Here is a 21,428-nt window from a genome sequence, read left to right as displayed (position 1 = left end):
TCCTTTTCCCTCCCCTTCCGGGGGGAGGGAGAAGGCAAGAGGGTCGCCGAACCAGAAGCAGCGCACCACCGCAGCCACCGCAGGAACTCACCCTTCACCTTCAGTTGGGGGTTCTCATGCTTGCCAAGGTCTTTTCCAGCGCGCTTGTGGGTATAGATGCCATTCTCGTCGACGTCGAGGTGGACATCGCCCAGGGGCTTCCCCAACTCTCCACCGTCGGCCTACCCGACGGCGCGGTCAAAGAAAGCAAGGACCGCGTCAAGGCCGCCCTCAAGAACTCCGGCTACGATTTCCCCAACCGCAAGATCACCGTCAACCTCGCCCCCGCAGACGTAAGGAAGGAGGGAGCCTCCTTCGACCTCCCCATTTCCATCGGCATCCTCGCCGCCACCGGCGTCATCAAGGAAGGGCTTTTGAAGCGCTACATCCTCTTGGGCGAGCTGTCGCTAGACGGCGGCGTGAAGCCGGTCCGGGGCTGTCTATCCGTCGCCGTCGCCGCACGTGAGGCGGGGCTCGCCGGGATCATCATCCCCGCCGAGAACGTTGCCGAGGGAGGTGTCGTCGAGGGGGTCGATGTGATCGGCGTGACGGAACTCGCCGAGGTGGTGGAGTTTCTGAACGGCAACCGGGACATCGTCCCTTACCGCGCCGACATCGACGCCCTCTTCGGCCAGGGAGGTGACCCCGGCGACGATTTCAGCGAAGTGCGCGGTCAGGAGCACGCGAAGCGCGCCCTCGAGGTGGCCGCGGCCGGAAGTCATAACCTCCTGATGATCGGCCCGCCCGGCTCCGGCAAGACCATGCTGGCGCGGCGCATCCCCTCCATCCTCCCCCCCATGCTTTTCGAGGAGGCGATCGAGACGACCAAGGTCTACAGCGTCATGGGGCTTTTGGAGCGGGACCACGCGCTCATTTCCACCCGTCCCTTCCGCTCCCCGCACCACACCATCTCCGACGTGGGGCTGATCGGCGGCAGCAACACCCCGAAGCCCGGCGAGGTGTCGCTTTCCCACAACGGGGTGCTCTTTCTGGATGAGCTCCCCGAGTTTAAGCAGCACGTCCTCGAGGTGCTGCGCCAGCCCATGGAGGACGGCCGGGTCACCATCTCCCGCGCGCTCTCCTCGGTCACCTATCCCTCCCGCATCATGCTTGTCGCCGCCATGAACCCATGCCCCTGCGGCTACCTCTCCGACCCTGTGCATCAGTGTTCGTGCACGCCGCTCATGATCCACCGTTATCGTTCCAGGGTTTCCGGGCCGCTCCTGGACCGGATCGACATCCACATCGAGGTGCCCGCCGTCAAGTACCGCGACCTGGCGGACCGTGGCGAGACCGAGAGTTCGGCGGCGATCGCCCTGCGCGTGTTGAGGTCGCGGGAAGTCCAGAAGGAGCGCTTCAAAGGAACACGCGTCAGGAGCAATGCGCAGATGACCGCCAGGATGATCCGCAAGTTCTGCGAGCCGGATGAGGCGGGAAACCGCATGCTGGAAGTGGTTACCGATCGCCTCGGCCTTAGTGCCAGGAGCTACACGAGGATCCTCAAGGTGGCAAGGACGATAGCCGACCTCGAGGGCGTCGAGAATATCCAGGAGCACCACATCTCCGAGGCGATCCAGTACCGCAGCCTGGACCGGAAGACCTGAACGCTGACTGCCGTGAGACGGAAAAGGGGGACTGGCACCTACGGAGCCAGTCCCCTTCTGCGATCGGGCGTGAAAATCTTTGGGATGGGAAAATGCCCCAAAGAGCTCTTTAGGTCGTGTATTTGCTGATTTCACGTATTTATGTGACTGAACTCACACGATGTGAATGCATCAATGGTTGCGTATGGGGGGCGGCTGGTATACTGTTAGCTGTCGTTTATGACAGTTCATTGCAATTTTGGTACTTTCCTAAGCTGCGCCTGTGAGTGAGCTATGCATAACATAGACATAAACGTGCACATGGTCGAACCGAATCCTGAAATGGAGATGGTTGCCGCAGCGAAGAAAGCGCTGGGAGAGGGGGGACTCCGCTCCGCGCGCTTCCCGGAACCGCTGGAGTCCACCTTCGACAGGTACTACTGCGAAAAAACACTGAAGCACGTGCGGGTCGCCCTCCTCACGGGCCTCATGCTCTACGCGGTGTTCGGGGTCGTCGACCTTATGCTTTTGCCCGCCGACCGGGCGCACATGTGGACCATCAGGTACGCCATCGTCTGCCCCACTGTCCTTGCCGGTCTCGCCTTCACCTATTCTGCCCACCTGAGACGCTTCACCCAGCCGGTCCTCTGGCTGGTGATGCTGGTGGGAAGCCTCGGCATCGTCGGGATGGTCTACTTCGACCCGACCCCCGCCAAGAACTACTACTACTCCGGCCTCTTGCTCCTCATCATGGGCGCCTTCACCTTCGTGAGTCTCAGGCTCCGCTACGCTGTCAGCTGGGCGGTGGCGACCACGCTCGCTTACGAGGCGGTGGCGATCTTCATCAACAAGACCGATGAAACCATCCTGATCCAGAACAGCTTCAGCATCGTGGCAACCATCATCATCGGCGCCTTCTCGAACTCCCTCATGGAGAACTACCTGCGCCGCGACTTCCTGAACGCCAACCTCTTGGAGCACGAAAACCGCCAGCTCCAGAAGGCGACCCTCGAGCTGCGACGCCTGTCGATTTCCGATGCCCTGACGAACCTCGGCAACCGCAGGCACTTCGAGGTCATGCTCGACCAGGAGTGGGCGCGCGCTATGCGTACCGAGATGCCGATCTCACTCATCCTCCTCGACATCGACTTCTTCAAGAACTTCAACGACAACTACGGACATCAGGCCGGAGACAACTGTCTGAAGGCGGTGGCCGACGCCATCGGCGCCCATGCCCGGCGCTCGGCCGATACCGCTGCACGTTACGGCGGTGAGGAGTTCGTGCTGCTTCTGCCTGGGCTCGCACTGGAGGAGGCGGCAGCCGTCGCCGAAGATTGCCGGCGCGCGGTCGAGGCGCTCAACACCACCCACGGCCATTCCGAGGCCGCGGAGGTGGTGACCATCAGCGCAGGAGTGGCGTCCATGGCGCCGCTGCGGGAAGCCAACAGGCTGGATCTTGTCGAGGCGGCGGACAAGGCACTGTACCGTGCCAAAACGAAGGGTAGAAACCGTGTCGTCTGCTGGGAGGGTGAAGAGCATTGCTCCCCCAAGGCCTATTCCCATGCTGCCGTATAAAGACAATTAGCCTTCCTTCCTCCTTCTGGGTGCGTCCTTGTCGCCCCTGCTTTTTCCCTTCCCAGCTTCTTTCCCACTCGCTTGACCTTGCCGCCTGAACCATTATCATTCATGAGTCTAAAAGGGGACGACAATTCATCTTCGCAGACGAGCGCTCAGTCGTTACCAACCGGCAGGCGGAGCGGCGGTCGGATAGGAGGCAGGCATGGATTCGGAGGTACGGTTCAAGGCGCTGGTGGTCGAGAAGGCGCCGGACGGCTCTTTTACCAGGAGCATCGCGCAACGCCGTGTGGACGATCTCCCCGAGGGGGAACTCCTCGTGCGGGTGCGCTACTCCTCGCTCAACTACAAGGACGCCCTGTCGGCCACGGGGCATCCGGGGGTGACCAGGCAGTTCCCGCACACCCCTGGGATCGATGCCGTGGGGGAGGTTGTTTCCTGCAGCGATGACGCCTTCGCGCCGGGAGACGAGGTGATCGTTACCGGGTACGACCTCGGGATGGAGACCGATGGCGGCTGGGGGGAGTACATAAGGGTTCCGTCGAAGTGGGCGGTGCACCTCCCGCAGGGGCTTTCCCTGCGCCGGAGCATGATGCTTGGGACTGCGGGGTTCACCGCGGGACTCTCGGTATTGAAGCTCGAGTGGGCGGGGGTGAGGCCGGAAAGCGGCGAGATCCTCGTCACCGGGGCGACCGGCGGCGTCGGGAGCATCGCGGTCAGCATCCTCGCCAAGGCGGGTTACCGGGTGGTGGCGGCTACCGGCAAGGCGGCTGACGAGGCGTTTCTCAAGGAGTTGGGTGCGGCACAGGTCATTTCCCGCGAGGAGGTGACCGCGGGAGTGGAGCGCGCCCTGATGAAGGAGCGCTGGGCCGGGGCGGTGGACGTGGTGGGGGGAGAGACCCTCTCCGCGGTGCTTAAGTCGACGCGCTACGGGGGGACCGTCACCTGCTGCGGCCTGGTAGGCTCGGCCGAGCTCCCGGTGAACGTTCATCCCTTCATCCTTCGCGCCGTGACACTCATCGGCATCGACTCTTCGCATTGCCCTTCGGTCCCGAGGCAGGAGGTGTGGCGCCGCTTGGCCGGGCCCTGGGAGCCGCAAATGCTCGATAGCATGGCGACCGAGGTGACGCTGGACGGACTAGAGGAGAAGATCGGGCTGATCCTGCAAGGAGGTGTCAGGGGGAGGGTCGTGGTGAGGTTGTGAACGGATTTTCCTCTCAAGCAGCTCCGGAGTCTGTCGATAAATCAGGCATCTAGTCAAGACTTGGTCCCGGGCGACGCCGCGGTGACGCAAAAGTGAGGCCGTATGCAGTGGTTCAGAGATTCCTCCATTCGCACGAAGCTTGTTTTATCGTTCCTCATCCTCCTGTTTCTCACCGCCATCCTGGGGGGATTCACCATCTTCAGGCTCGGGTCCATCGGCAACTACGCCGGCAATCTCGCACAGCGTCAGATGCCGAGCCTGCTTTCGATCTCGAAGATCAAGGACTACTTCGGGAGCTATCGGCGCGGTGAACTGCTCCAGATCGTGTCGGATGACGCGAAGGATGTGCAGAAGTACGTCAAGAGAAACGCCGAAATGCAGGAGAAACTGAAAGGCGAGATGGTGAGCTTCGGCAAGCTCATGGACAGCGCCGATGAAAAGCGGCTCTTTGACAAGTTTTCCGAGGAGTTGACGCTTTACCTCGCGGAGGATCCGAAGATCAGCGCACTGGCCCAGGCGAACAAGGACGTCGAGGCCGGCACCCTGATCCGCGGCGCCTCAAGCACCCATTTCAATGCCGCGCTGAAGGCGCTCGACGAGCTCATGGAGGTGCAGGTCAAGCAGACCGTTGCTGAGACCGCGACCATGGACCAAAGCAGTTCCGGGGCGCGCAAATGGGTGATCGTTGCCCTGGCGGCCTGCCTCGTGATCGGCATGGGCATGGCGTACGTCATCGCCTACCTGATGAGCACGCCTCTGCGCGATCTCGCGGTGAAGGCTGAGCAGATCGCACAGGGTGATCTGAACGTCGACGTCGAGTGCTCCTCCGACGACGAGATCGGTCATCTGGGCGGGGCTTTCGCCACTATGACGAAGAGTCTCAAGGGGGTGATCGGGCGCCTGTCCGAAACGGCGCAGCGCCTCTTCGATGCCTCAAACGTGCTGAGGGGGAGCGCGGAACGGATCTCCGTGGGGACGGAAGAGGTCGCAGCCCAGGCGACCACCGTCTCCGTGGCCAGCGAGCAGATGGCTGCGACGTCTGCGGACATAGCTCACAACTGCCACCTTGCCGCCACCAGCGCCCGCGACGCGGCGGCAACCACCGAGGAAGGTTTCCAGGTGGTGCAGCGTACCGTTCAGGGGATCCGGCAGCGTGGTGAAGAGGCGCGGGCGAACTCGAAGAACATCGAGTCGCTTGCCGAGCGTTCCGACCAGATCGGCGCCATCGTGGCGACAATCGAGGATATCGCCGATCAGACCAACCTCCTCGCCCTCAATGCCGCCATCGAAGCGGCGCGGGCCGGCGAGCAGGGTAGGGGCTTCGCCGTCGTGGCCGACGAGGTGCGCGCGCTTGCCGAGCGGACCACCCGCGCCACCAAGGAGATCGGCGACATGATCAAGGCGATACAGAACGAGACCAAGACCGCCATCGTGCTCATGGAAAACGGCGTGCGCGGCGCCGAGCAGGAAGCAACGGCGGCGGCCCAGCTCGAGGCGTCGCTGCAGATGATCCTCGCCCAGGTGGACGCCGTGAGCACCCAGGTGAGCCACATCGCCACCGCGGCAGAGGAGCAGATGGCGACCACCGGGGAGATCTCGAGCAACATCCAGCAGATCACCACAGTAGTGAACGAGACCTCGCGGGGCGCGCAGGAATCGGTTTCCGCGGCTTCCGGCCTGGCGCAGCAGGCGGAGGAACTGCTCGGCCTGATGCGGCAGTTCCGCACCTGAGGCACCTGCAGCGGGCCTTCGCATCAAGGGAAAACTCGAAACGAAAAGGGCCGCGTGAGCGGCCCTCTTTGCATCTTTTGTCTCCTACCTTTTCTCAGCTCACCTGCACCTCGATGCGCCGCGGCTTCGCGATCTCGGCCTTCGGTATGCGCAGGGTCAGGATGCCATTAACGAAATCGGCCTTCGCCTTGCCGTGGTCGAGGGTTTCCGGGATGGTGAACTGCCGGAAGTAGCTGCCCAGCTCGAACTCGCGGTAGGCCGGGGTCCCTGGCATGGAGGCTTCCGCGGGTGCGCTGATGGTGAGCACCCCTTTCTCCACGTTCACGTCGATGCTGTCCTTCGCCGCACCGGGGAGGTCGGCGGTGACGAAAAGGCCTTCCTCCGTTTCGATGATGTTGACTGCGGGGCGTATGAACCTCTCGTTGGACCTCGTCTCCTCACGGGGCTGTACGTTCATTGCGTCGTTTCTTTCCGTCAAGCTGTTGGGTGCCATAGTCATGACCTCCTTCGTCATTGATTTATCGTTACGATAGCTTGATCTCGATTTTCTTTGGTTTCGCGTGTTCCGCCTTGGCCATGGTGACGGTCATGATGCCGTCCTTGCACTGAGCGGTGATCCTGTTCGGGTCGATGTCGACCGGGAGCTCGAGCGTGCGGCTGAACTTGCCGGAGCCTAGCTCGGTGCGGTGGATGATCCCCTTCACTTCCGCGAAGGGCTGGCGCTCGCCGCTGATGGTCAACGTGTTCCTGAGCACGGAGAGATCGACGTCTTTCGGGTCGACGCCCGGGATCAACGCCTGCACGTACACGCTCCCCTCATCCTCGCTGAAATTCACCATAGGGAAGCGACGGGCGGTCGTCGGGGAAAGGAACGTCGGTCCAAACGGCCGGCTGAAGCCTACGCCACGGAACGCTTCGTCAATCTCTCTCCTAAGGTTGTCCAGCTCTCTGAAAACATCCCAACTTGCCATGTGGAATACCTCCTTTCGTGATCGGTGTGATCCGTTTCTGCGCCTAAAATAATCATCAATTTTGCGGTGTCAAGGGGGTGCCCGGCACGGAAAATGACGCTCGTCCGGCTGCTTGCGGAGGGGCGCGCCCATGCGGGGTGCGGTATACTCACCGCATCAAGCCAAAGGGGGTGGCACATGCACTCGGTGGGTAACGCGGAATTACTGAAACTGCACAAGATCGCTTTTCTGTGTTCACGGCGCTTTCCCCGGGAGGCGGCGGAGAGGGCTTATCGGTGGGCGGACGAGCAGCGCGAGGCGGGGACCTGCGTAATCTCGGGGTATCACTCCCCGGTGGAGAAGGAGGTGCTCTGCAGGCTGTTGCAGGGCGCCCAGCCCGTCATCATCGCGATGGCGCGGGGGCTTAACAGGCTGGCCCCGGAATGGGAGGGGGCGATCGACGCCGGACGCCTGCTGGTCATCTCCCGCTACGCGCAGAGCGTCAGCCATTCCTGCGAGTCGAAATGCTATCAGCGCAACCTGTTGATGGCTGACCTGGCCGACTCTATTGTCATAGCGCATGTCGCGTCCGGCGGGAGCCTGGAGCGGCTGTGTATGGATTATCCCGACAAGATCGTCCTGCTCTAGCAGCGCACCCTCTGAGAATTCTAAAAATAAAAATATTGACAACTCTGACTCCCTCCTTTATAAACGAATTCAATTTTCAAAACCAACGCATGATCCCACCCGAGCATCGCATCAAATAACCGATTTACAGTCAGGTTTTGCCTGTAGCTGAGCGGTCGTGATGGAAGACGTTCCAGCTCTGTGAGCTTTTGCGTCTTCAATGAAAGTGGATGTCATTGTATTTGAATGCCGGGAGGGAAGCCTCCTTTAAACCGAGGCGGTAGTGACGCAGAAAAAACAGAAGGTGAAAGAGCAGTTCCACCTTTTTCTCACCAAGAAAAGGCTCAAGGCGACCCTGCAACGCAACCTGATCTTGGATGCGTTCGTGGACCTTGATCGCCCCACTCATATGGACGAGCTGTACCTTATCTTGCGCAGCAAGCACTCCCACATAGGGCATGCGACCGTTTACCGGGCGCTGCGGCTCTTCGCCGCCGCGGGGATCGCCCGGGAATTCAGCCTGGGCGACGGGCTCACCCGCTACGAACTCGCGGGGCACGGCAAACGGCATGACTACCTGGTCTGCAGCGACTGCGGCACTGTCACCGAATTCGACAACAGCTCCATCGAGGAGCGTCAGTTGGCGGTCGCCCGCAGCATGGGCTTTACGGTGGAGGCGCTGAAGATCGAACTGCGCGGTGTGTGCAGCCGCTGCCTGACACAGTCGGGCTGAAAGTCCGGCCATACGGTCATAGCATAACCGTCATCCCTGTTTCACCGCACATATGCAGTGTCACGGTCTCTTCTTTTGGAAGACCGTGACAGTGATAAAGGGACAACTGTTTTTTTATTTCACTAATGAAATTGGCATTCAGTTTTAGAAACTGTGTCCGATAACTGAAAAATGGCATACGTCACAAGCTGATCCAGTAATTATCGTGCTTGCTCTATGTTTGATGCAGCAGCGTGAGTAACAAAGAGAAAGAGGAGGGAATCTATGTTTCAGATGAAGAAGATGAGTGTCGCCGCCGCGTTCCTTTTGGGGAACCTGTTCCTAAGCTCCGGGGCTGCCTTCGCCCTGCACCCGGACCTCGTCGTTCCGGAAAAGGTGGAGTGCAAACATAAGGCATGCCAGGAGATCCTGCGTCTCGGGAACAAGTACCAGGTCGAGGGTCTCTTCTCCAAGGAGTTCCAGGAGGGGAAGGCGGAATGCAGCCGCATGGATGTGGCGCTCGCTGTGCATCTTCTGACTGAGAAAATGGCGGAGAAGGTGCTGAAGGAAGGGAACCAGGCGGTGGACAAGGAGGACCTGGTGCTGCTTAGTGACCTCAAGGAAGAGCTGCGCGCCGAGATGCTGCTGGTCAACACGAGAACCTTCCAGAACCGCCACGAGGATCTCGGCACCAAGTTCACCGCCCTCACCAGGAACATAGCCCTTTCCGGCGGCATGGTCGGTGTGCTGCAGGGCTCCATCGGCAACAGGCCCAAGGACAGCACCGATGTCGTGGGGCGTGCCGACCTCGTCTTCAACTTCAAGGTGGGGGACAACACGATCGCCGTGATCGACGTGGAAGCCACCGGCGGCGACGGCATCGATGCCAAGGTCCCCTCCTTCTCGGGGCTGAACGGCGTTGCCGGTTCCACCGGAGACCGGGTCCGCTTCCGCGAGGCCTGGATCGAGCACTCCGCGCTGAACGACCACCTGCTGCTGACCGCCGGTAAGGTGGACCTCTCCAACTATTTCGACTCGAACGCGGTGGCCAACGACGAGAACAGCCAGTTCCTCTCTCCCGCCTTCGTCCACTCCGCCGTGCTACCGTTCCCGGCCAATGGCCCCGGCGCGAGAATCCTGGCGAAGCTCGCCGAGCCGCTCACCCTCGGGATAGGCTACGGCAGCGGAGACGCAGACAGTGCGGACAACTCAGACAGCGCCAACATCTTCGACCACGGCTTCGGCATTGCCGAGCTTTCCTACAAGCACAAGGTGGGGGAGCTCGAGGGGAACTACCGCGTCTATGCCGCAGTGGACGGCGCCGAGCCGGACGGTGCAAGCAAGCTGACCAAAAAGAACGCCTACAGCTTCGGCGTGAGCTTCGATCAGCAGGTTACCGACAAGCTGACCCTGTTCGCCCGCTACGGCGAGCGTGACCGGGACGTCTACGCCGTCAACCAGACATGGAGCGTGGGTGGACAGTACCAGGGGGCGATTCCCGGACGCAAGGACGACATACTCGGCTTCGCCTACGGACAGGTGAAGGGGGCAAGAGCGGTGGCGGACACCCAGGAAAGGCTCGCCGAGCTTTACTACAACTACAAGGTGAGCGAGCAGATCCAGATCTCGCCGGTGGTGCAGTACCTGGCGAACCCTGCGGGGATCAGGGCAAACGACGATGTGGTGGCGCTGGCCCTTCGCACGAAGATCAGCTTCTAAAAGAGACCGGTTACCGGCTCAAGCATAAAGGAAAAGGAGCAGTCATGATTCCACTGGGACTTTTGAGCGCAGGAGAAAACGGCGAGATCGTCGAGATCATGCTCGGCAAGGGAGAAGGCGTGAGCGGCGCCGGGCAGGATAAGACCTCGGTCCGCGTGGAGGAAATGGGGCTGCGCATAGGCAAGAACGTGGAAATGCTGACCAACGGGGGCAACACCATCCTGCTCAGGGTGGACGAGGCGCGGATCGCCCTGGCCCGCCGCATGGCGATGAAAATCATGGTGAGGAGATAATGCGATGAATCTGGCAAAGCTTAAGCCGGGACAGAAGGGGAGAATCACCTCGATCGGGTCGATAGGCCCCCTGAAGCGGCGGCTCATGGACATGGGCGTGTTGGTCGGGGAAGACGTGAAGGTACTGAAGGTCGCCCCCATGGGGGACCCTATCGAGGTCAGCATCAAGAGCTACAACCTTTCCCTCAGGAAAAAAGAGGCGGAAGGGATCGCGGTGGAGGTGGCAGGGTGAGTACGCAGCTCAAGTACAAGGAAGAAGAGGAAACGGCAGGCAGCGCCCCGGCGACGGCACGTACCATCACGGTGGCGGTGGCCGGAAACCCCAACTCCGGGAAGTCAACCCTCATCAACGCCATAGCGGGGACAAGGCTTCACGTCGGCAACTGGGCGGGCGTGACCGTCGAGAAAAAGGAGGCACTCTTCGAGTTCGGCGGCAGGAAGATCCGTCTCGTCGACCTCCCCGGCACCTATTCGCTCTCTCCCTACTCCCAGGAGGAGATCGTCGCACGGGATTACCTGGTGCACGAGCGTCCCGACCTGATCGTGAACGTGGTTGACGCCACCAACCTGGAGCGCAACCTCTACCTCACCGTGCAGATCATGGAACTCGGCATCCCGGTGGTGATGGCGCTCAACATCTACGACGAGGCGCAGGAAAAGGGGTACCGGATCGACGTAAAGGGGATCGAGGAGATGCTAGGGATCGCCGTGGTTCCCACCTCTGCCACCAAGAAGACCGGCCTGGACGAGCTCCTCAGCAGGGCGCTTGCCGTGGCGGACTCCCCGACCGGCAGCGCACCGAGAAAGCTCAATTACGGCGAGGACGTCGAGACCGCCGTCGATTACGTCGCCGAGGCGCTCGAGCGGAACTACCCATCTCTTCTGGAGCGTTACCCGAAGCGCTGGCTCCTTTTGAAGATCATGGAGCAGGACAGCCAGGTGCTGGAAAAGGTGAACCTTGCCGACCAGGGCTTCCTGGACGAGGCGCTGCACCACTTAAAGCGCGCCCACGGCGAGGACATCGAGTCCATCATGGCCGACGTCCGCTACTCGCTCGCCTCCGGGCTCACGCGGGAGATCCTGGAGAAACCGGAGCTGCGCCAGACCGAACTCACCGAGAAGATCGACCGCATCGTGCTGAACCGCTTCCTCGGCATCCCGATCTTCATGCTCGCCATGTGGCTGTTGTTCAAGCTCACCTTCGACCTCTCCGCCCCCTATGGGGACTGGCTCCGCGCGATGACGGAGGGGCCCTTCAAGCGCTGGGCCTCCGCCATCCTCACGCCGCTGGGCGCGCCGGACTGGACCGTGTCGCTCGTGAACGACGGCGTCATCGCCGGGGTCGGCTCCGTCATCGTCTTCGTGCCGGTGATCTTCGCGATGATGTTCTTCATCACCTTCCTGGAAGGAAGCGGCTACATGGCGCGCGCCGCCTTCGTGATGGACCGCACCATGCACTCCATCGGCCTGCACGGCAAGTCCTTCATCCCGATGCTGCTCGGGTTCGGGTGCAACGTGCCGGGGATCTACGCGACGCGCACCCTGGAGAACCCGAAGGACAAGGTGCTGACCGCGCTTCTCGTGCCGCTCATGTCCTGCGGGGCGCGCCTGCCGGTGTACGTGCTCTTCGTCGGGATCTTCTTCCCGAACAACTCGGGCACGGTGATCTGGTCCCTGTATATCATAGGGATCCTGCTCGCCGTGTTCATGGGGCTCATCTTCAAGAGGACCCTGTTTCGCGGCGAGGCGCCCATGTTCATCATGGAGCTCCCCCCGTACCGCATGCCGTCCTTCAGCAGCCTGTGCGTACACACCTGGGAGAAGGGGAAACACTTCCTTTTCAAGGCCGGTACCTACATATTCGCCGTCTCGGTCCTCGTCTGGTTCCTTTTGAACCTCCCCTGGGGGGTCGAGCACAAGCGCGACTCCTACCTCGGGCAGGCGGGTGCGGCGGTGGCTCCCATCTTCCAGCCGGTCGGCTTCGGCACCTGGGAGGCGGCGTCCTCCCTCATCACCGGCGTCATCGCGAAGGAGATCGTCGTCGGTACCATGGGCGAGATCTACGCGCCCAAGCACGGCGAGGAAAAGAAGGAGATCCCCACTCTGAAGGAGGATCTCAAGGAGATAGTTACCTCCTTCGGGGAGGCTTCGGTTAAGGCAATGAAGACGCTTCTCTATCTCCCGCAGCCGGAAGAGAAGGAGGAGGATCAAGGTGGGTTGAAGCTCGCCATCGGCGGGGCCTTCACGCCGCTCACCGCCTATGCCTTCATGGTGTTCGTTCTCCTCTACATGCCGTGCGTGGTAGCCATCGCGGCGATGCGGCAGGAGTTCGGTACCTGGAAATGGGCTGCGGTGGGGCTTTTATACCAAACGGCGCTCGCCTGGGGTGCGGCGCTCATCGTCTACCAGGGGGGACGTCTCCTGGGATTGGGAGGTTGATATGGGAGTTGCCGACGTTGTCATCGCGGCCGTCATCGTGGCCGGGGCATGCTACATCCTTTACGCGACGCTTTGGAAGAAGAAGGGGTGCTGCGGTTGCGAGGGTGGAAGCTGCTGCAAGAAATGATCAGGTGAAAAGGCTACGGGCCGGAGGGGTTTCCCTTCGGCCCGTGCTGTTTCGGGTGGCTGCTGCGGGATTAGGCGTAGGTGGAAAAGCCTTCCTGCGGGTTCACCGTCGCCGCCTGCTGGGCGAGTATGTTGGCCATCTGCATCTGTGCTGCGGCTGCGTTTTTGACCAGTTCCATGGAAATTGACTGCTGCATGAGTGATGCGGCGCCTGCTACCTGGGCGGCTGCTATGGTACTGACATCCATGATTCTTACCTCCTGCCTCGTCTACCTCGGCCGTTGCAACACTTATCGGCCCGGCATGCCGAAACTTTAGGGGAACATGGTCCTCCGTGGCTCTCCGCGTCCCTCTCCCCCCTTGCTATTCCTTCAACGTGGTATCGACGCGGATTTCGCCGGTCAGGGTGCGGTGCACCGGGCACTTCTCCGCGATCTCCAGGAGCTTTTGCCGCTGATCCTGGTCCAGGTCGCCGATGAGCTCGAGCTCGCGGGTGAACTTGTCGATGCGCGCGTCCTGCGATTCGCAGTCGCGGCAGTCCTCGGCGTGGATCTTGTGATGGGACAGGCGCACAGTGGCGTAAGTGAGCGGCCACCCCTTGCGCCGGGCGTACATTTGCACCGTCATGGTGGTGCACGCCCCGAGGGCGGACATGAGGAATTCGTACGGGGACGGTCCCTCGTTGGTGCCGCCGTAACTCACCGGTTCGTCCGCCACCAGGCTGAACCCGTTGGCGGAGAGCTCGGTGCGGAACCCTTCTTCACCGGTGCGGGCGGTTACCCGGTTGTCGGCGGCCTGGAATTCGGGCTGGGCCAAGGGGGCCTTGTCGACGACGTCTAGATAGCGCGCGGCCCAACTGGCGATGACCTCGCCCGCGTACCGCGAGTCCGCGGCGTCGGACAAAAGATGGTCGGCCTCGCCGAGGGAGATGAAGCTCTTCGGGTGTCGCGCGGCCTGGAAGATCTGCGTGGCGTTTTCAATCTGCACGATGCTGTCGGCAGGCGAGTGCATGACGAGGAGCGCTCCCTGGAGCTGGGCCAGCGTTTCCGCCGGGCGTTGCGTCTCCAGGTCTTCCAGGAGCTCCTTCCTGATGGTGAAGTAGTTCTCGCCAAGGTGCACGGTTGCCTCGCCATGGCGCTCGATCTGGTGGGCCGAGTCTCCGAGCAGCCTGCGCAGATGGGCCGGGTTGTAAGGGGCGGCGATGGTGACGATAGCGACCGCCGAAGGTATCTCCGCTGCTGCAACAAGAACGGCGGAGCCTCCCAGGGAGTGCCCCACCAGAAGGCTCGGTGCCTGGTACTCGCGCTCCAGGAACTGCGCCGCCGCGACCAGGTCGCTCACCTGCGTTGTGAACGTGGTGCTGGAAAAATCGCCCTCGCTCTCCCCAAGGCCGGTGAAGTCGAAACGTAGCACGGCGATGCGCCGGCTGCTCATGGCGCGGCTTATGTTCACTGCCGCTTTTATGTTCTTTGAGCAGGTGAAGCAGTGGGCGAATATGGCATATGCGACAGGCGGCTCCCCATCCGGCAGTTCCAGACGCGCGGCAAGCTGTAGTCCGCTGCTGTTGGTAAAAGTAACCTTCCTGGTATCCATGCTGAACTCCTTTCGTTGGTTGTGACCCATAGGTAACAATCATAGTATCCGCCGGTGACACGTCAACAAATGCGATCCGCTGTGAAGGCATTTGGCCGCGGTGTCTGCTTGAGTGTTTACAAATACAGATAAAGGAATTTAAATCACAAATGCTTGTGCTTTACCTCTTTTCTCTTTCCGGTGAATAGGATATATAACAGGTTCTTGTAGGAATATTATGAAATGCAATGCCATCCTGGGAGTTATAGATGTTTGCCATGTGGTCCATCAAGAAGCGTGTTGTAGTATCCGTCCTCACTCTCTGTCTCGCCAGTATCACCATCCTCGGAATCTTCGCCTACCAATATCAGATGCACCAGATGCGTGAGGGGCTAAAAGATGAGGCCAGCAACAACGGCCGCCTCTTTGAAGCGATCCTCAAGGGGGACGCCGAGGGGCTTGCAAGGGCCCATACGGGACTGGACCGGCTTGACATCCTGCTCGCCCCGTTCGCCGCGGGCAAGAAGGACGCACTGCTCGCCGTCGCGAAGCCCATCTTCGGCGAGATCAAGCAGAACAACAACATAACGCACATGTACTTCATACAGCCCGACGGCAAGGTGCTTTTGCGGGCGCACAAGCCCGAACAGGACGGTGACATCCTGAAGCGAGAGACCTTTCTGAAGGCGCAGGCGACCAAGCAGATGGCGTGGGGCTTGGAGATGGGCAAAAACTTCTTCTCCTTGCGCTGCGTGAAACCCGTCTCCTACCAGGGGAGGGCGCTTGGTTACATGGAGGTCGCAGAAGAGATCGACCACGTCTTCCAGCAGATGAAGCAGATCACCGGGAAAGAGATGAGCCTCTTTCTCACCAACGATTTCCTGAAGAGCAAGGGGACCGACGTCAAGACCGAGCAGGCAGGGAACTTCCGCATCCTTTACCCGACGCAGAAGGCGGTGGCCTTGGGGCTCGCCGCAGGGCTCGCCTCAGAAATGAACCAGGCACTCAAGGAACCGCAGCTCGCCATCGTTTCCTTCAAGGGGGGCAAGTACCTGGTAGGCATCGGGCCGGTCAAGGACGCGTCCGGTGAAACTGTGGGGGTTCTCTTCTCCCACAAGGAGATCGGGCCCCTGTTCGCCACCATGTGGAAAGGGGTGGCGGCCCAGATGGGCATCTTCATCGCCATCCTCCTGGCCGGTGTCACCTTGCTTTACCTGTCGCTCAAGCCGAGCCTCGCTCTCTTCGAGACCCTCAAGAAGCACATCGTTTCCGTCACTACGGACTGGGATCTCAACAAGCGCCTTCAGGTGGACACCCGGGATGAGATCGGCGAGCTTGCCGCAGACTTCAATACCATGACCGAGAAGCTTGCGCTTATGGTGCGGCAGGTGAACGTCTCCAGCGACGAGCTTGGATCCGTCTCCGGAAACCTGGTGCAGGTCTCCAGCACGGTCATGGGAGCGGCAGAGCAGCAGTCTTCCTCGGTGCACGAGGCCTCGAGCGCCATGACCCAGATTACCGGCTCTATCAAGGGGGTGGCGAAGGCCGTCGAGGGGCTGTCCCAGTCGGCCTCGGAGAGCTCATCGTCGATCCTCGAGATGGCCTCGAGTGTCGAGGAAGTGGCCCTGAACGCCGAGGCGCTCGCCCACCAGGTGGACGAGGTGGGTTCGGCCATCATCGAAATGGCTGCTTCCATAAAGCAGGTTGGGAGAAACGCGGATCTCCTGCTCCAAGAGGCGAGCATCAACTCCTCCTCCATCGTCGAGATGGACAGCACCATCAAAGAGGTGGAGAAGAACGCACTGAACACGGTGAAGATCTCCGAGTCGGTGAAGCAGGACGCCGAGTTCGGCAAGGGAGCGGTGGAATCGACCATTCTGGGCATCAACGCGATCAGGCAATCATCGCGCATCACCTCCGAGGTGATAGCGAACCTCTCCCAGCGCGCAGGCGACATCGGGGCGATCCTCTCCGTCATCGACGACGTCGCGGAGCAGACCAACCTTCTGGCGCTGAACGCAGCTATTATCGCTGCCCAGGCCGGGGAGCACGGCAAGGGCTTTGCGGTCGTGGCAGGGGAGATCAAGCAACTCGCCGAACGGACCAGCGCCTCGACCCGTAAGATAGCCGACGTCGTGAACGGGGTTCTCTCGGAGACCGACCGCGCGGTGGTCGCGATTTCACAGGCGGAACAGAACATCGCCCAAGGGGAAGAGCTGTCCAGGAAATCCGGCGAGGCGCTCGAGAAGATCGTGAGCGGGGTGCAGATGGCGACCGAGCAGGTGAACGGCATCGCCCGCGCCACCGCCGAGCAGGCGCGCGGCAGCATGATGATCCGGGACACGACGGAAAAGGTTACCACCATGGTGCGTCAGATCGCCACCGCCACGCGCGAGCAGGGAGAGGGAAGCAGTCTGGTTCTTTCCGCGGTGGAGAAGATGAGGACCCTGACCGAACAGGTGAAGAATTCGACGCGCGAACAGAGCAACGTGGGGAACTTCATCGCGAATTCAACGGAGAACATCACCGGCATGATCCGCCACATCCAGAAGGCTTGCGACGAGCAGAGCAGGGGGGCGGACTTGGTGCTGCCCGCAGTGGAGAACATCAAGAGCGCCACCGAGAGCAACCTCGGGGCGGTCAAGGTGCTGGGCGAGAGCATGTCGGCGCTGGCGGCCCAGATCGAGGTCCTGCAACAGGAGATCGACCGCTTCGACGTTTCATCCTCTTAAGGTGGTTCATCCGGAACCTGGGATCCTGGTGCGTGTTCCCACGAAGCGCCGCAGGTGACCTCGCGCTCCCCCCTTTGCGAAGGGGGGGACGGGGGGGATTTGCTTTTGTTCCCGGTACTCACCAGGGATCTCGCCTATGATCACGCTGCGTGTATGATGGACTCTTCAGTTGGTGTTTGTTTGGAATGACAAGGCTAAATCCCCCCTAGCCCCCCTTCGCAAAGGGGGGGACCTGATGCCATGAGCATTCTTCGAAACTCACACACACATGCTTCCCCGGTATTTCCTGAAGAACCTTAACGGTGAACGCCCCCTCGCGGGGCGTGTCCCTCTTGCACACTGCAGAAGACCCTTTGCACACTGCGGAAGACCTCTTGCACACTGCGGAAGACCTCTTGCACACTGCGGAAGACCCCTTGCACACTGCGGAAGACCTCTTGCACACTGCGGAAGACCCCTTGCACACTGCGGAAGACCTCTTGCACACTGTGGAAGACCCCTTGCACACTGCGGAAGACCCCTTGCACACTGCGGAAGACCCCTTGCACACTGCGGAAGACCCCTTGCGCACTGCGGGAGACCCCTTGCGCACTGCGGAAGACCTCTTGCGCACTGCGCGAGACCCTTTCAGCACTGCAGCCACTCTTTCATAGGCTTGCCCCTCTCGTCTGCCGCTGCTTTTTCCAAAGCGAAAAGTTCCCGCCCCTCTTGCCTGCACCTCCCGGAAAACCGGGTATAATTCCTGTCGTTGTTTTTCCTATGGCTCCCTCGTGGCTAGAAAGGGCGGCAGTCCGTATGACCCAAAACAATGACACCTTCACCGTCATGACCTACAACGTGCACCGGCTGACCGGCAATGATCGCCACACTTCAGCCGCGCGTATCGCACAGGTCATCGAAATGTACCAGCCCGACATAGTCGCTCTTCAGGAACTCCCCGGGGCGCGTTTCCGCCCTGAAATCGGTGGTGCTTGCCAGGATTTGGCGCACGAATTGGCGCTGGTGGTAAGAAGGGACGTCCACTACAACCTTGAGCGTGAGCGCTGGGGTAACGTGGTCTTCAGCCGGTTTCCCATGCGGCTGGTTCGGGCGGGGGGGCTGCACCCGGAGAACCGGTACCGGACCATGGTGCCGCGGGGCGCGATGTGGGTGGAGATCGACGTCAACGGGCAGAAGCTGCAGTTGGTGAACACCCACCTCGGGCTCACCCCGCAGGAGCGCAGCTACCAGGCGAAGGTGCTTACCGGGGCGGACTGGCTCGCCCATCCCGATTGCCGTCCGCCGGTGGTCTTGTGCGGCGACTTCAACGCCATGCCGAGCTGGAGCATCCACAAGCGCCTCAGGAACGCGCTGCAGGATGAGCAGGAGCGGCTGAAGTTTGGGCACACCCAGTTCACTTTCCCGAGCAACATGCCCATCGTCAGGTTCGACCACATCTTCATCTCGCCGGACCTGAGCGTGGAAAACGAACTGATCCCTCGCACCAAGCTGACTGCAGTCGCTTCAGACCACCTGCCCCTGATTGTGACGCTTCGCTTTGGCGCCAATGGGAAAAACGGCGGTGGGAGATAATTGCGTCGAGGGGGGCAAAAGACCTAAAGTCGGAACCGTGATCGACCGATGAGGAGTAAGAATAGGAACAACGTCGAACACTGGGAATGGAGAGGTGCCATGAGCGAATACACCGAGATGCCGGAAGATATGGAAGTACAGGAAATGATCATCGATCGGGTCCTGCAGAACACGGGGGCTTTGCTGGAAATCTGCCTGGTCAAACACGGCAAACAGTATGAAGCGGCCATTTTCGTAGACAAGAAGTACAAACCGGGCCCCCCGCTGCCCCGTCCGCTGGAGTCCCCCTCCGGCCAGGCCACCCACTGGATGGGGGTCCGTCCCAAGGTTGGGCTCTCGCAGGAGGAGACCGAGAAAATCATCTACGAGGTCCAGGGTGTGAACGCTCTGCACCGCATCACGATGAAGGATACCTGGGGAAGTCTGCTGGACGCCGTCTAGTCAGGCATCGAATCCCCAACTGACGTGAAAAGGGCCGCTCCCGTGAGGGAAGCGGCCCTTTTTGTGTTTCCTGATGGACGGCTGGGTGAGGGGGGGGACAGTTACATCTCTACCCGGGTCAGGACGCCCTGCAGTTTGCTTGCGGGAAGCTGGTTGAACTGCACGAAGTTCGGGCTCAGCTTCTTGATGGCGTTGAAGATCTTCCAGATCGGGTTGGGGGTCGTGATGTCCTCCACACCGTAGAAGATGACCTTTTCATTGATGTTGTTCTTCTTGAGCAGCGCCTCGATGTCGATCACCTCCATATAACCCGCGAAGATCTCGAAGGAATCAAGACCGCTGCCGCGTTTTTCGGTCAGCTTGTGGGAAACTCCGAACGGCTCATCGGTCCTGATGATGGAGATGAAGACGTTGCGCTCGTAGATGATGTTGCTCCGGATGATGCAGTGCACTACGTATGGGGGGACCACCGCCCACTCACGGGTGAAAAAGAGCCCGGTGCCGGGGATGGTGCGCCCCTTGGAGAAGATCTGCTCGTAGGAGAGGAGGAAGGTCTCCACGTCCAGCGGCTTGAGCGCCTTGTAAAGCGCCCGCTGTCCCTTGGTCCAGATCAGAATGGTCACGAAGGGAACCGAGGCGAGGATGAGGGACCAGTAACCGCCGTGGGGCAACTTGTTCAGGTTCGCGATCAGGAAGACGGCGTCGATGAGGGTGACCGCAAGGGCGATGGGCGCCTTCCACTTCTTGGTGGTGTTGGCGAAGATCCAGGTCATCATGATGCCGGTGATGGTCATGGTCCCGGTGACGGCAAGGCCGTATGCGGCTGCCAAGTTCTCCGACTTGCCGAACAGCAGCATGATGAAGATGACCAGCACCATGAGCGACCAGTTCACCGAGCTGATGTAGATCTGTGACTTGAGATGGCTCGAGGTGTAATCGACCTTCATGAGCGGCATGATGCGCGTGGTGATTCCCTGATAAACGATCGAGAACACCCCGCTGATGAGGGCCTGTGACGCGATGACGGTCGCGAGGATGGTGAGGATCAGGAACGGGATGTAGAGGAACTGCGATTCCCCCTGCACCATCCCGAAAAGGGTGTTCTTCTCATGCGGGTGCTCCAGCAGGAACGCGCCCTGGCCAAGGTAGTTGATCACCAATGCCACGAAGACGAAGTACCAGGCCCTGACGATCGGCTTTCTGCCCAGATGTCCCATGTCGGCGTAAAGAGCTTCACCGCCGGTGGCACACAGGATGACTTCCGAGAGGACGAAGAAACCTGAGAGGCCGTTGTCCAGGAAGAACTTTATGGCATACCAGGGGGAGATCGCCTTGACGACCTCCGGGTGCCCGGCGATGGCGATGAGACCTGTTATGGTGAGTGATGCGAACCAGAGCACCATGAGCGGACCGAACGCACCCGCCACCTTGTCCGTTCCCAGTGATTGGAAGATGAAAAGGGTGATGGCAATGACCGCGGCGATGAAGATCAGGACGCCCTGCGACAGGCCGGAGAACGTCGGGATCAGCACGAGACCTTCAACTGCGGAGAGTATCGAGATGGCCGGGGTGATGACGCCGTCGCCCAGGAGCAGCGAAACGCCGATGAAGGAGAGCAGGCCGATGAAGCCCATGGCTCGCCCCCCCCTGAGCAGACGGACCAGGATCTCCTTCAAAACGATGGTGCCGCCTTCCCCCTTTCTCCCGAGGCTCATGGCAAGCCAGGCGTACTCGACGGTGACCAGGATGATCAGGGTCCAGACGATAAGAGACAGGATGCCGAAGATGTTCTCAGGCTTCGGAGGGGTGATGGCGAAGATGACGGTGAGGGTATAGATGGGGCTCGTGCCGATGTCGCCAAAGACGAGGCCCATCGATTTGACTATCCCGCCCCAGTATGATTGTTCGTGCTTTTGCATGGAGAGGCCTCCAGTTATTCTAGCGGCGCAACTTATAGCACCGCTCTCAGCCTGACACAAGAAAAACCGAAAAAATTGCCGTTGTATCTACACGTCTAGGAGTGTCCCACTCGCCCCCATGTGTGTAGAACACATTTTCTTTGAGCGGGTTCGGAGCGGTCGGCCCCCTGGGCTGGATGAAACGCTGGACATCG

19 protein-coding genes are annotated in these 21,428 nt (G+C 60.7%); 14 read left to right on the top strand and 5 right to left on the bottom strand.

Translation table 11 applies throughout. From position 1 onward, the window contains the following. Nucleotides 1–116: 116 nt before the first annotated feature. The 4 genes from E8K79_RS11950 (at nucleotide 117) to E8K79_RS11935 (ending at nucleotide 6,132) form a co-directional block, all read left to right on the top strand. On the top strand, nucleotides 117–1,643 hold the full coding sequence (locus tag E8K79_RS11950; RefSeq protein ID WP_136514946.1) for a YifB family Mg chelatase-like AAA ATPase: 1,527 nt from the start codon (nucleotides 117–119) through the stop codon (nucleotides 1,641–1,643). A gap of 273 nt (nucleotides 1,644–1,916) precedes the next feature. Beyond that, nucleotides 1,917–3,197 carry a GGDEF domain-containing protein gene (locus tag E8K79_RS11945; RefSeq protein ID WP_136514945.1) on the top strand — a complete coding sequence of 427 codons (1,281 nt, stop codon included), beginning with the start codon at nucleotides 1,917–1,919 and terminating at the stop codon, nucleotides 3,195–3,197. A gap of 205 nt (nucleotides 3,198–3,402) precedes the next feature. After that, nucleotides 3,403–4,401 (top strand): YhdH/YhfP family quinone oxidoreductase, encoded by a 999-nt coding sequence (locus E8K79_RS11940; protein ID WP_136514944.1) that lies wholly within the window; start codon nucleotides 3,403–3,405, stop codon nucleotides 4,399–4,401. A 102-nt stretch (nucleotides 4,402–4,503) separates the two neighbouring features. Then, a complete protein-coding gene (locus E8K79_RS11935) occupies nucleotides 4,504–6,132 on the top strand; it encodes a methyl-accepting chemotaxis protein (protein WP_136514943.1) in 1,629 nt (542 codons plus the stop codon). A gap of 94 nt (nucleotides 6,133–6,226) precedes the next feature. On the opposite strand, the gene E8K79_RS11930 is transcribed toward E8K79_RS11935, so the two are convergent. Both E8K79_RS11930 and E8K79_RS11925 read right to left on the bottom strand, forming a co-directional pair. After that, on the bottom strand, nucleotides 6,227–6,625 hold the full coding sequence (locus E8K79_RS11930) for an Hsp20/alpha crystallin family protein (protein WP_136514942.1): 399 nt from the start codon (nucleotides 6,623–6,625) through the stop codon (nucleotides 6,227–6,229). Between the two features lie 31 nt (nucleotides 6,626–6,656). Next, entirely contained in the window at nucleotides 6,657–7,103 is a 447-nt protein-coding gene (locus E8K79_RS11925) for an Hsp20/alpha crystallin family protein (protein WP_136514941.1), read from the bottom strand. 177 nt (nucleotides 7,104–7,280) lie between these two features. Between E8K79_RS11925 and E8K79_RS11920 the strand changes: the two genes are divergently transcribed. From E8K79_RS11920 to E8K79_RS11890, 7 genes are all read left to right on the top strand, one after another. Continuing rightward, entirely contained in the window at nucleotides 7,281–7,730 is a 450-nt protein-coding gene (locus E8K79_RS11920; RefSeq protein ID WP_136514940.1) for a DNA-processing protein DprA, read from the top strand. Between the two features lie 262 nt (nucleotides 7,731–7,992). Further along, nucleotides 7,993–8,442: a Fur family transcriptional regulator gene (locus E8K79_RS11915; protein ID WP_136514939.1), complete on the top strand. Its 450-nt coding sequence runs from the start codon at nucleotides 7,993–7,995 to the stop codon at nucleotides 8,440–8,442. A gap of 264 nt (nucleotides 8,443–8,706) precedes the next feature. Next, nucleotides 8,707–10,140 carry a carbohydrate porin gene (locus E8K79_RS11910; RefSeq protein ID WP_136514938.1) on the top strand — a complete coding sequence of 478 codons (1,434 nt, stop codon included), beginning with the start codon at nucleotides 8,707–8,709 and terminating at the stop codon, nucleotides 10,138–10,140. A 44-nt stretch (nucleotides 10,141–10,184) separates the two neighbouring features. Continuing rightward, nucleotides 10,185–10,433: a FeoA family protein gene (locus E8K79_RS11905; protein WP_136514937.1), complete on the top strand. Its 249-nt coding sequence runs from the start codon at nucleotides 10,185–10,187 to the stop codon at nucleotides 10,431–10,433. A 4-nt stretch (nucleotides 10,434–10,437) separates the two neighbouring features. Next, on the top strand, nucleotides 10,438–10,665 hold the full coding sequence (locus E8K79_RS11900) for a FeoA family protein (RefSeq protein ID WP_136514936.1): 228 nt from the start codon (nucleotides 10,438–10,440) through the stop codon (nucleotides 10,663–10,665). After that, on the top strand, nucleotides 10,662–12,872 hold the full coding sequence (gene feoB / locus E8K79_RS11895) for a ferrous iron transport protein B (protein WP_136514935.1): 2,211 nt from the start codon (nucleotides 10,662–10,664) through the stop codon (nucleotides 12,870–12,872). The genes E8K79_RS11900 and feoB overlap by 4 nt, the downstream gene beginning before the upstream one ends. A 1-nt stretch (nucleotide 12,873) precedes the next feature. Continuing rightward, nucleotides 12,874–12,999 carry a FeoB-associated Cys-rich membrane protein gene (locus E8K79_RS11890; RefSeq protein ID WP_136514934.1) on the top strand — a complete coding sequence of 42 codons (126 nt, stop codon included), beginning with the start codon at nucleotides 12,874–12,876 and terminating at the stop codon, nucleotides 12,997–12,999. A gap of 70 nt (nucleotides 13,000–13,069) precedes the next feature. On the opposite strand, the gene E8K79_RS21280 is transcribed toward E8K79_RS11890, so the two are convergent. Then, nucleotides 13,070–13,246 carry a hypothetical protein gene (locus E8K79_RS21280; RefSeq protein ID WP_198419388.1) on the bottom strand — a complete coding sequence of 59 codons (177 nt, stop codon included), beginning with the start codon at nucleotides 13,244–13,246 and terminating at the stop codon, nucleotides 13,070–13,072. 115 nt (nucleotides 13,247–13,361) lie between these two features. Further along, the gene (locus E8K79_RS11885) at nucleotides 13,362–14,591 is read right to left on the bottom strand and encodes a bifunctional alpha/beta hydrolase/OsmC family protein (RefSeq protein ID WP_136514933.1); all 1,230 of its coding nucleotides are present in this window, start codon (nucleotides 14,589–14,591) and stop codon (nucleotides 13,362–13,364) included. 248 nt (nucleotides 14,592–14,839) lie between these two features. On the opposite strand from E8K79_RS11885, the gene E8K79_RS11880 reads away from it, so the two are divergent. The 3 genes from E8K79_RS11880 to E8K79_RS11870 all read left to right on the top strand — a co-directional run bounded on the left by E8K79_RS11880 (nucleotide 14,840) and on the right by E8K79_RS11870 (nucleotide 19,315). Continuing rightward, on the top strand, nucleotides 14,840–17,302 hold the full coding sequence (locus tag E8K79_RS11880; protein ID WP_136514932.1) for a methyl-accepting chemotaxis protein: 2,463 nt from the start codon (nucleotides 14,840–14,842) through the stop codon (nucleotides 17,300–17,302). Nucleotides 17,303–18,097: 795 nt separating this feature from the next. Continuing rightward, nucleotides 18,098–18,874, top strand: coding sequence for an endonuclease/exonuclease/phosphatase family protein (locus E8K79_RS11875; protein ID WP_136514931.1), 777 nt, complete (start codon nucleotides 18,098–18,100; stop codon nucleotides 18,872–18,874). A gap of 99 nt (nucleotides 18,875–18,973) precedes the next feature. Next, nucleotides 18,974–19,315, top strand: a complete 342-nt coding sequence (locus tag E8K79_RS11870) for a hypothetical protein (protein WP_136514930.1) — start codon at nucleotides 18,974–18,976, stop codon at nucleotides 19,313–19,315. 101 nt (nucleotides 19,316–19,416) lie between these two features. On the opposite strand, the gene E8K79_RS11865 is transcribed toward E8K79_RS11870, so the two are convergent. Further along, nucleotides 19,417–21,234: a KUP/HAK/KT family potassium transporter gene (locus tag E8K79_RS11865; protein WP_136514929.1), complete on the bottom strand. Its 1,818-nt coding sequence runs from the start codon at nucleotides 21,232–21,234 to the stop codon at nucleotides 19,417–19,419. Nucleotides 21,235–21,428 lie beyond the last annotated feature (194 nt).

It is taken from the genome of Geomonas edaphica (assembly GCF_004917075.1).
GTDB classification, from domain to species: Bacteria; Desulfobacterota; Desulfuromonadia; order Geobacterales; family Geobacteraceae; genus Geomonas; species Geomonas edaphica.
The sequence above is the reverse complement of the archived record's forward strand: the minus strand, read 5'-3'. Positions and strand labels throughout refer to the sequence as shown.

Bases quoted from the DNA above. Each gene is read 5' to 3' on its own strand.
- E8K79_RS11950 (WP_136514946.1), top strand. From the start codon at position 117: ATGCTTGCCAAGGTCTTTTCCAGCGCGCTTGTGGGTATAGATGCCATT.
- E8K79_RS11945 (WP_136514945.1), top strand. From the start codon at position 1,917: ATGCATAACATAGACATAAACGTGCACATGGTCGAACCGAATCCTGAA.
- E8K79_RS11940 (WP_136514944.1), top strand. From the start codon at position 3,403: ATGGATTCGGAGGTACGGTTCAAGGCGCTGGTGGTCGAGAAGGCGCCG.
- E8K79_RS11935 (WP_136514943.1), top strand. From the start codon at position 4,504: ATGCAGTGGTTCAGAGATTCCTCCATTCGCACGAAGCTTGTTTTATCG.
- E8K79_RS11930 (WP_136514942.1), bottom strand. From the start codon at position 6,625: ATGGCACCCAACAGCTTGACGGAAAGAAACGACGCAATGAACGTACAG.
- E8K79_RS11925 (WP_136514941.1), bottom strand. From the start codon at position 7,103: ATGGCAAGTTGGGATGTTTTCAGAGAGCTGGACAACCTTAGGAGAGAG.
- E8K79_RS11920 (WP_136514940.1), top strand. From the start codon at position 7,281: ATGCACTCGGTGGGTAACGCGGAATTACTGAAACTGCACAAGATCGCT.
- E8K79_RS11910 (WP_136514938.1), top strand. From the start codon at position 8,707: ATGTTTCAGATGAAGAAGATGAGTGTCGCCGCCGCGTTCCTTTTGGGG.
- E8K79_RS11905 (WP_136514937.1), top strand. From the start codon at position 10,185: ATGATTCCACTGGGACTTTTGAGCGCAGGAGAAAACGGCGAGATCGTC.
- E8K79_RS11900 (WP_136514936.1), top strand. From the start codon at position 10,438: ATGAATCTGGCAAAGCTTAAGCCGGGACAGAAGGGGAGAATCACCTCG.
- E8K79_RS11890 (WP_136514934.1), top strand. From the start codon at position 12,874: ATGGGAGTTGCCGACGTTGTCATCGCGGCCGTCATCGTGGCCGGGGCA.
- E8K79_RS21280 (WP_198419388.1), bottom strand. From the start codon at position 13,246: ATGGATGTCAGTACCATAGCAGCCGCCCAGGTAGCAGGCGCCGCATCA.
- E8K79_RS11885 (WP_136514933.1), bottom strand. From the start codon at position 14,591: ATGGATACCAGGAAGGTTACTTTTACCAACAGCAGCGGACTACAGCTT.
- E8K79_RS11880 (WP_136514932.1), top strand. From the start codon at position 14,840: ATGTTTGCCATGTGGTCCATCAAGAAGCGTGTTGTAGTATCCGTCCTC.
- E8K79_RS11875 (WP_136514931.1), top strand. From the start codon at position 18,098: ATGACCCAAAACAATGACACCTTCACCGTCATGACCTACAACGTGCAC.
- E8K79_RS11870 (WP_136514930.1), top strand. From the start codon at position 18,974: ATGAGCGAATACACCGAGATGCCGGAAGATATGGAAGTACAGGAAATG.
- E8K79_RS11865 (WP_136514929.1), bottom strand. From the start codon at position 21,234: ATGCAAAAGCACGAACAATCATACTGGGGCGGGATAGTCAAATCGATG.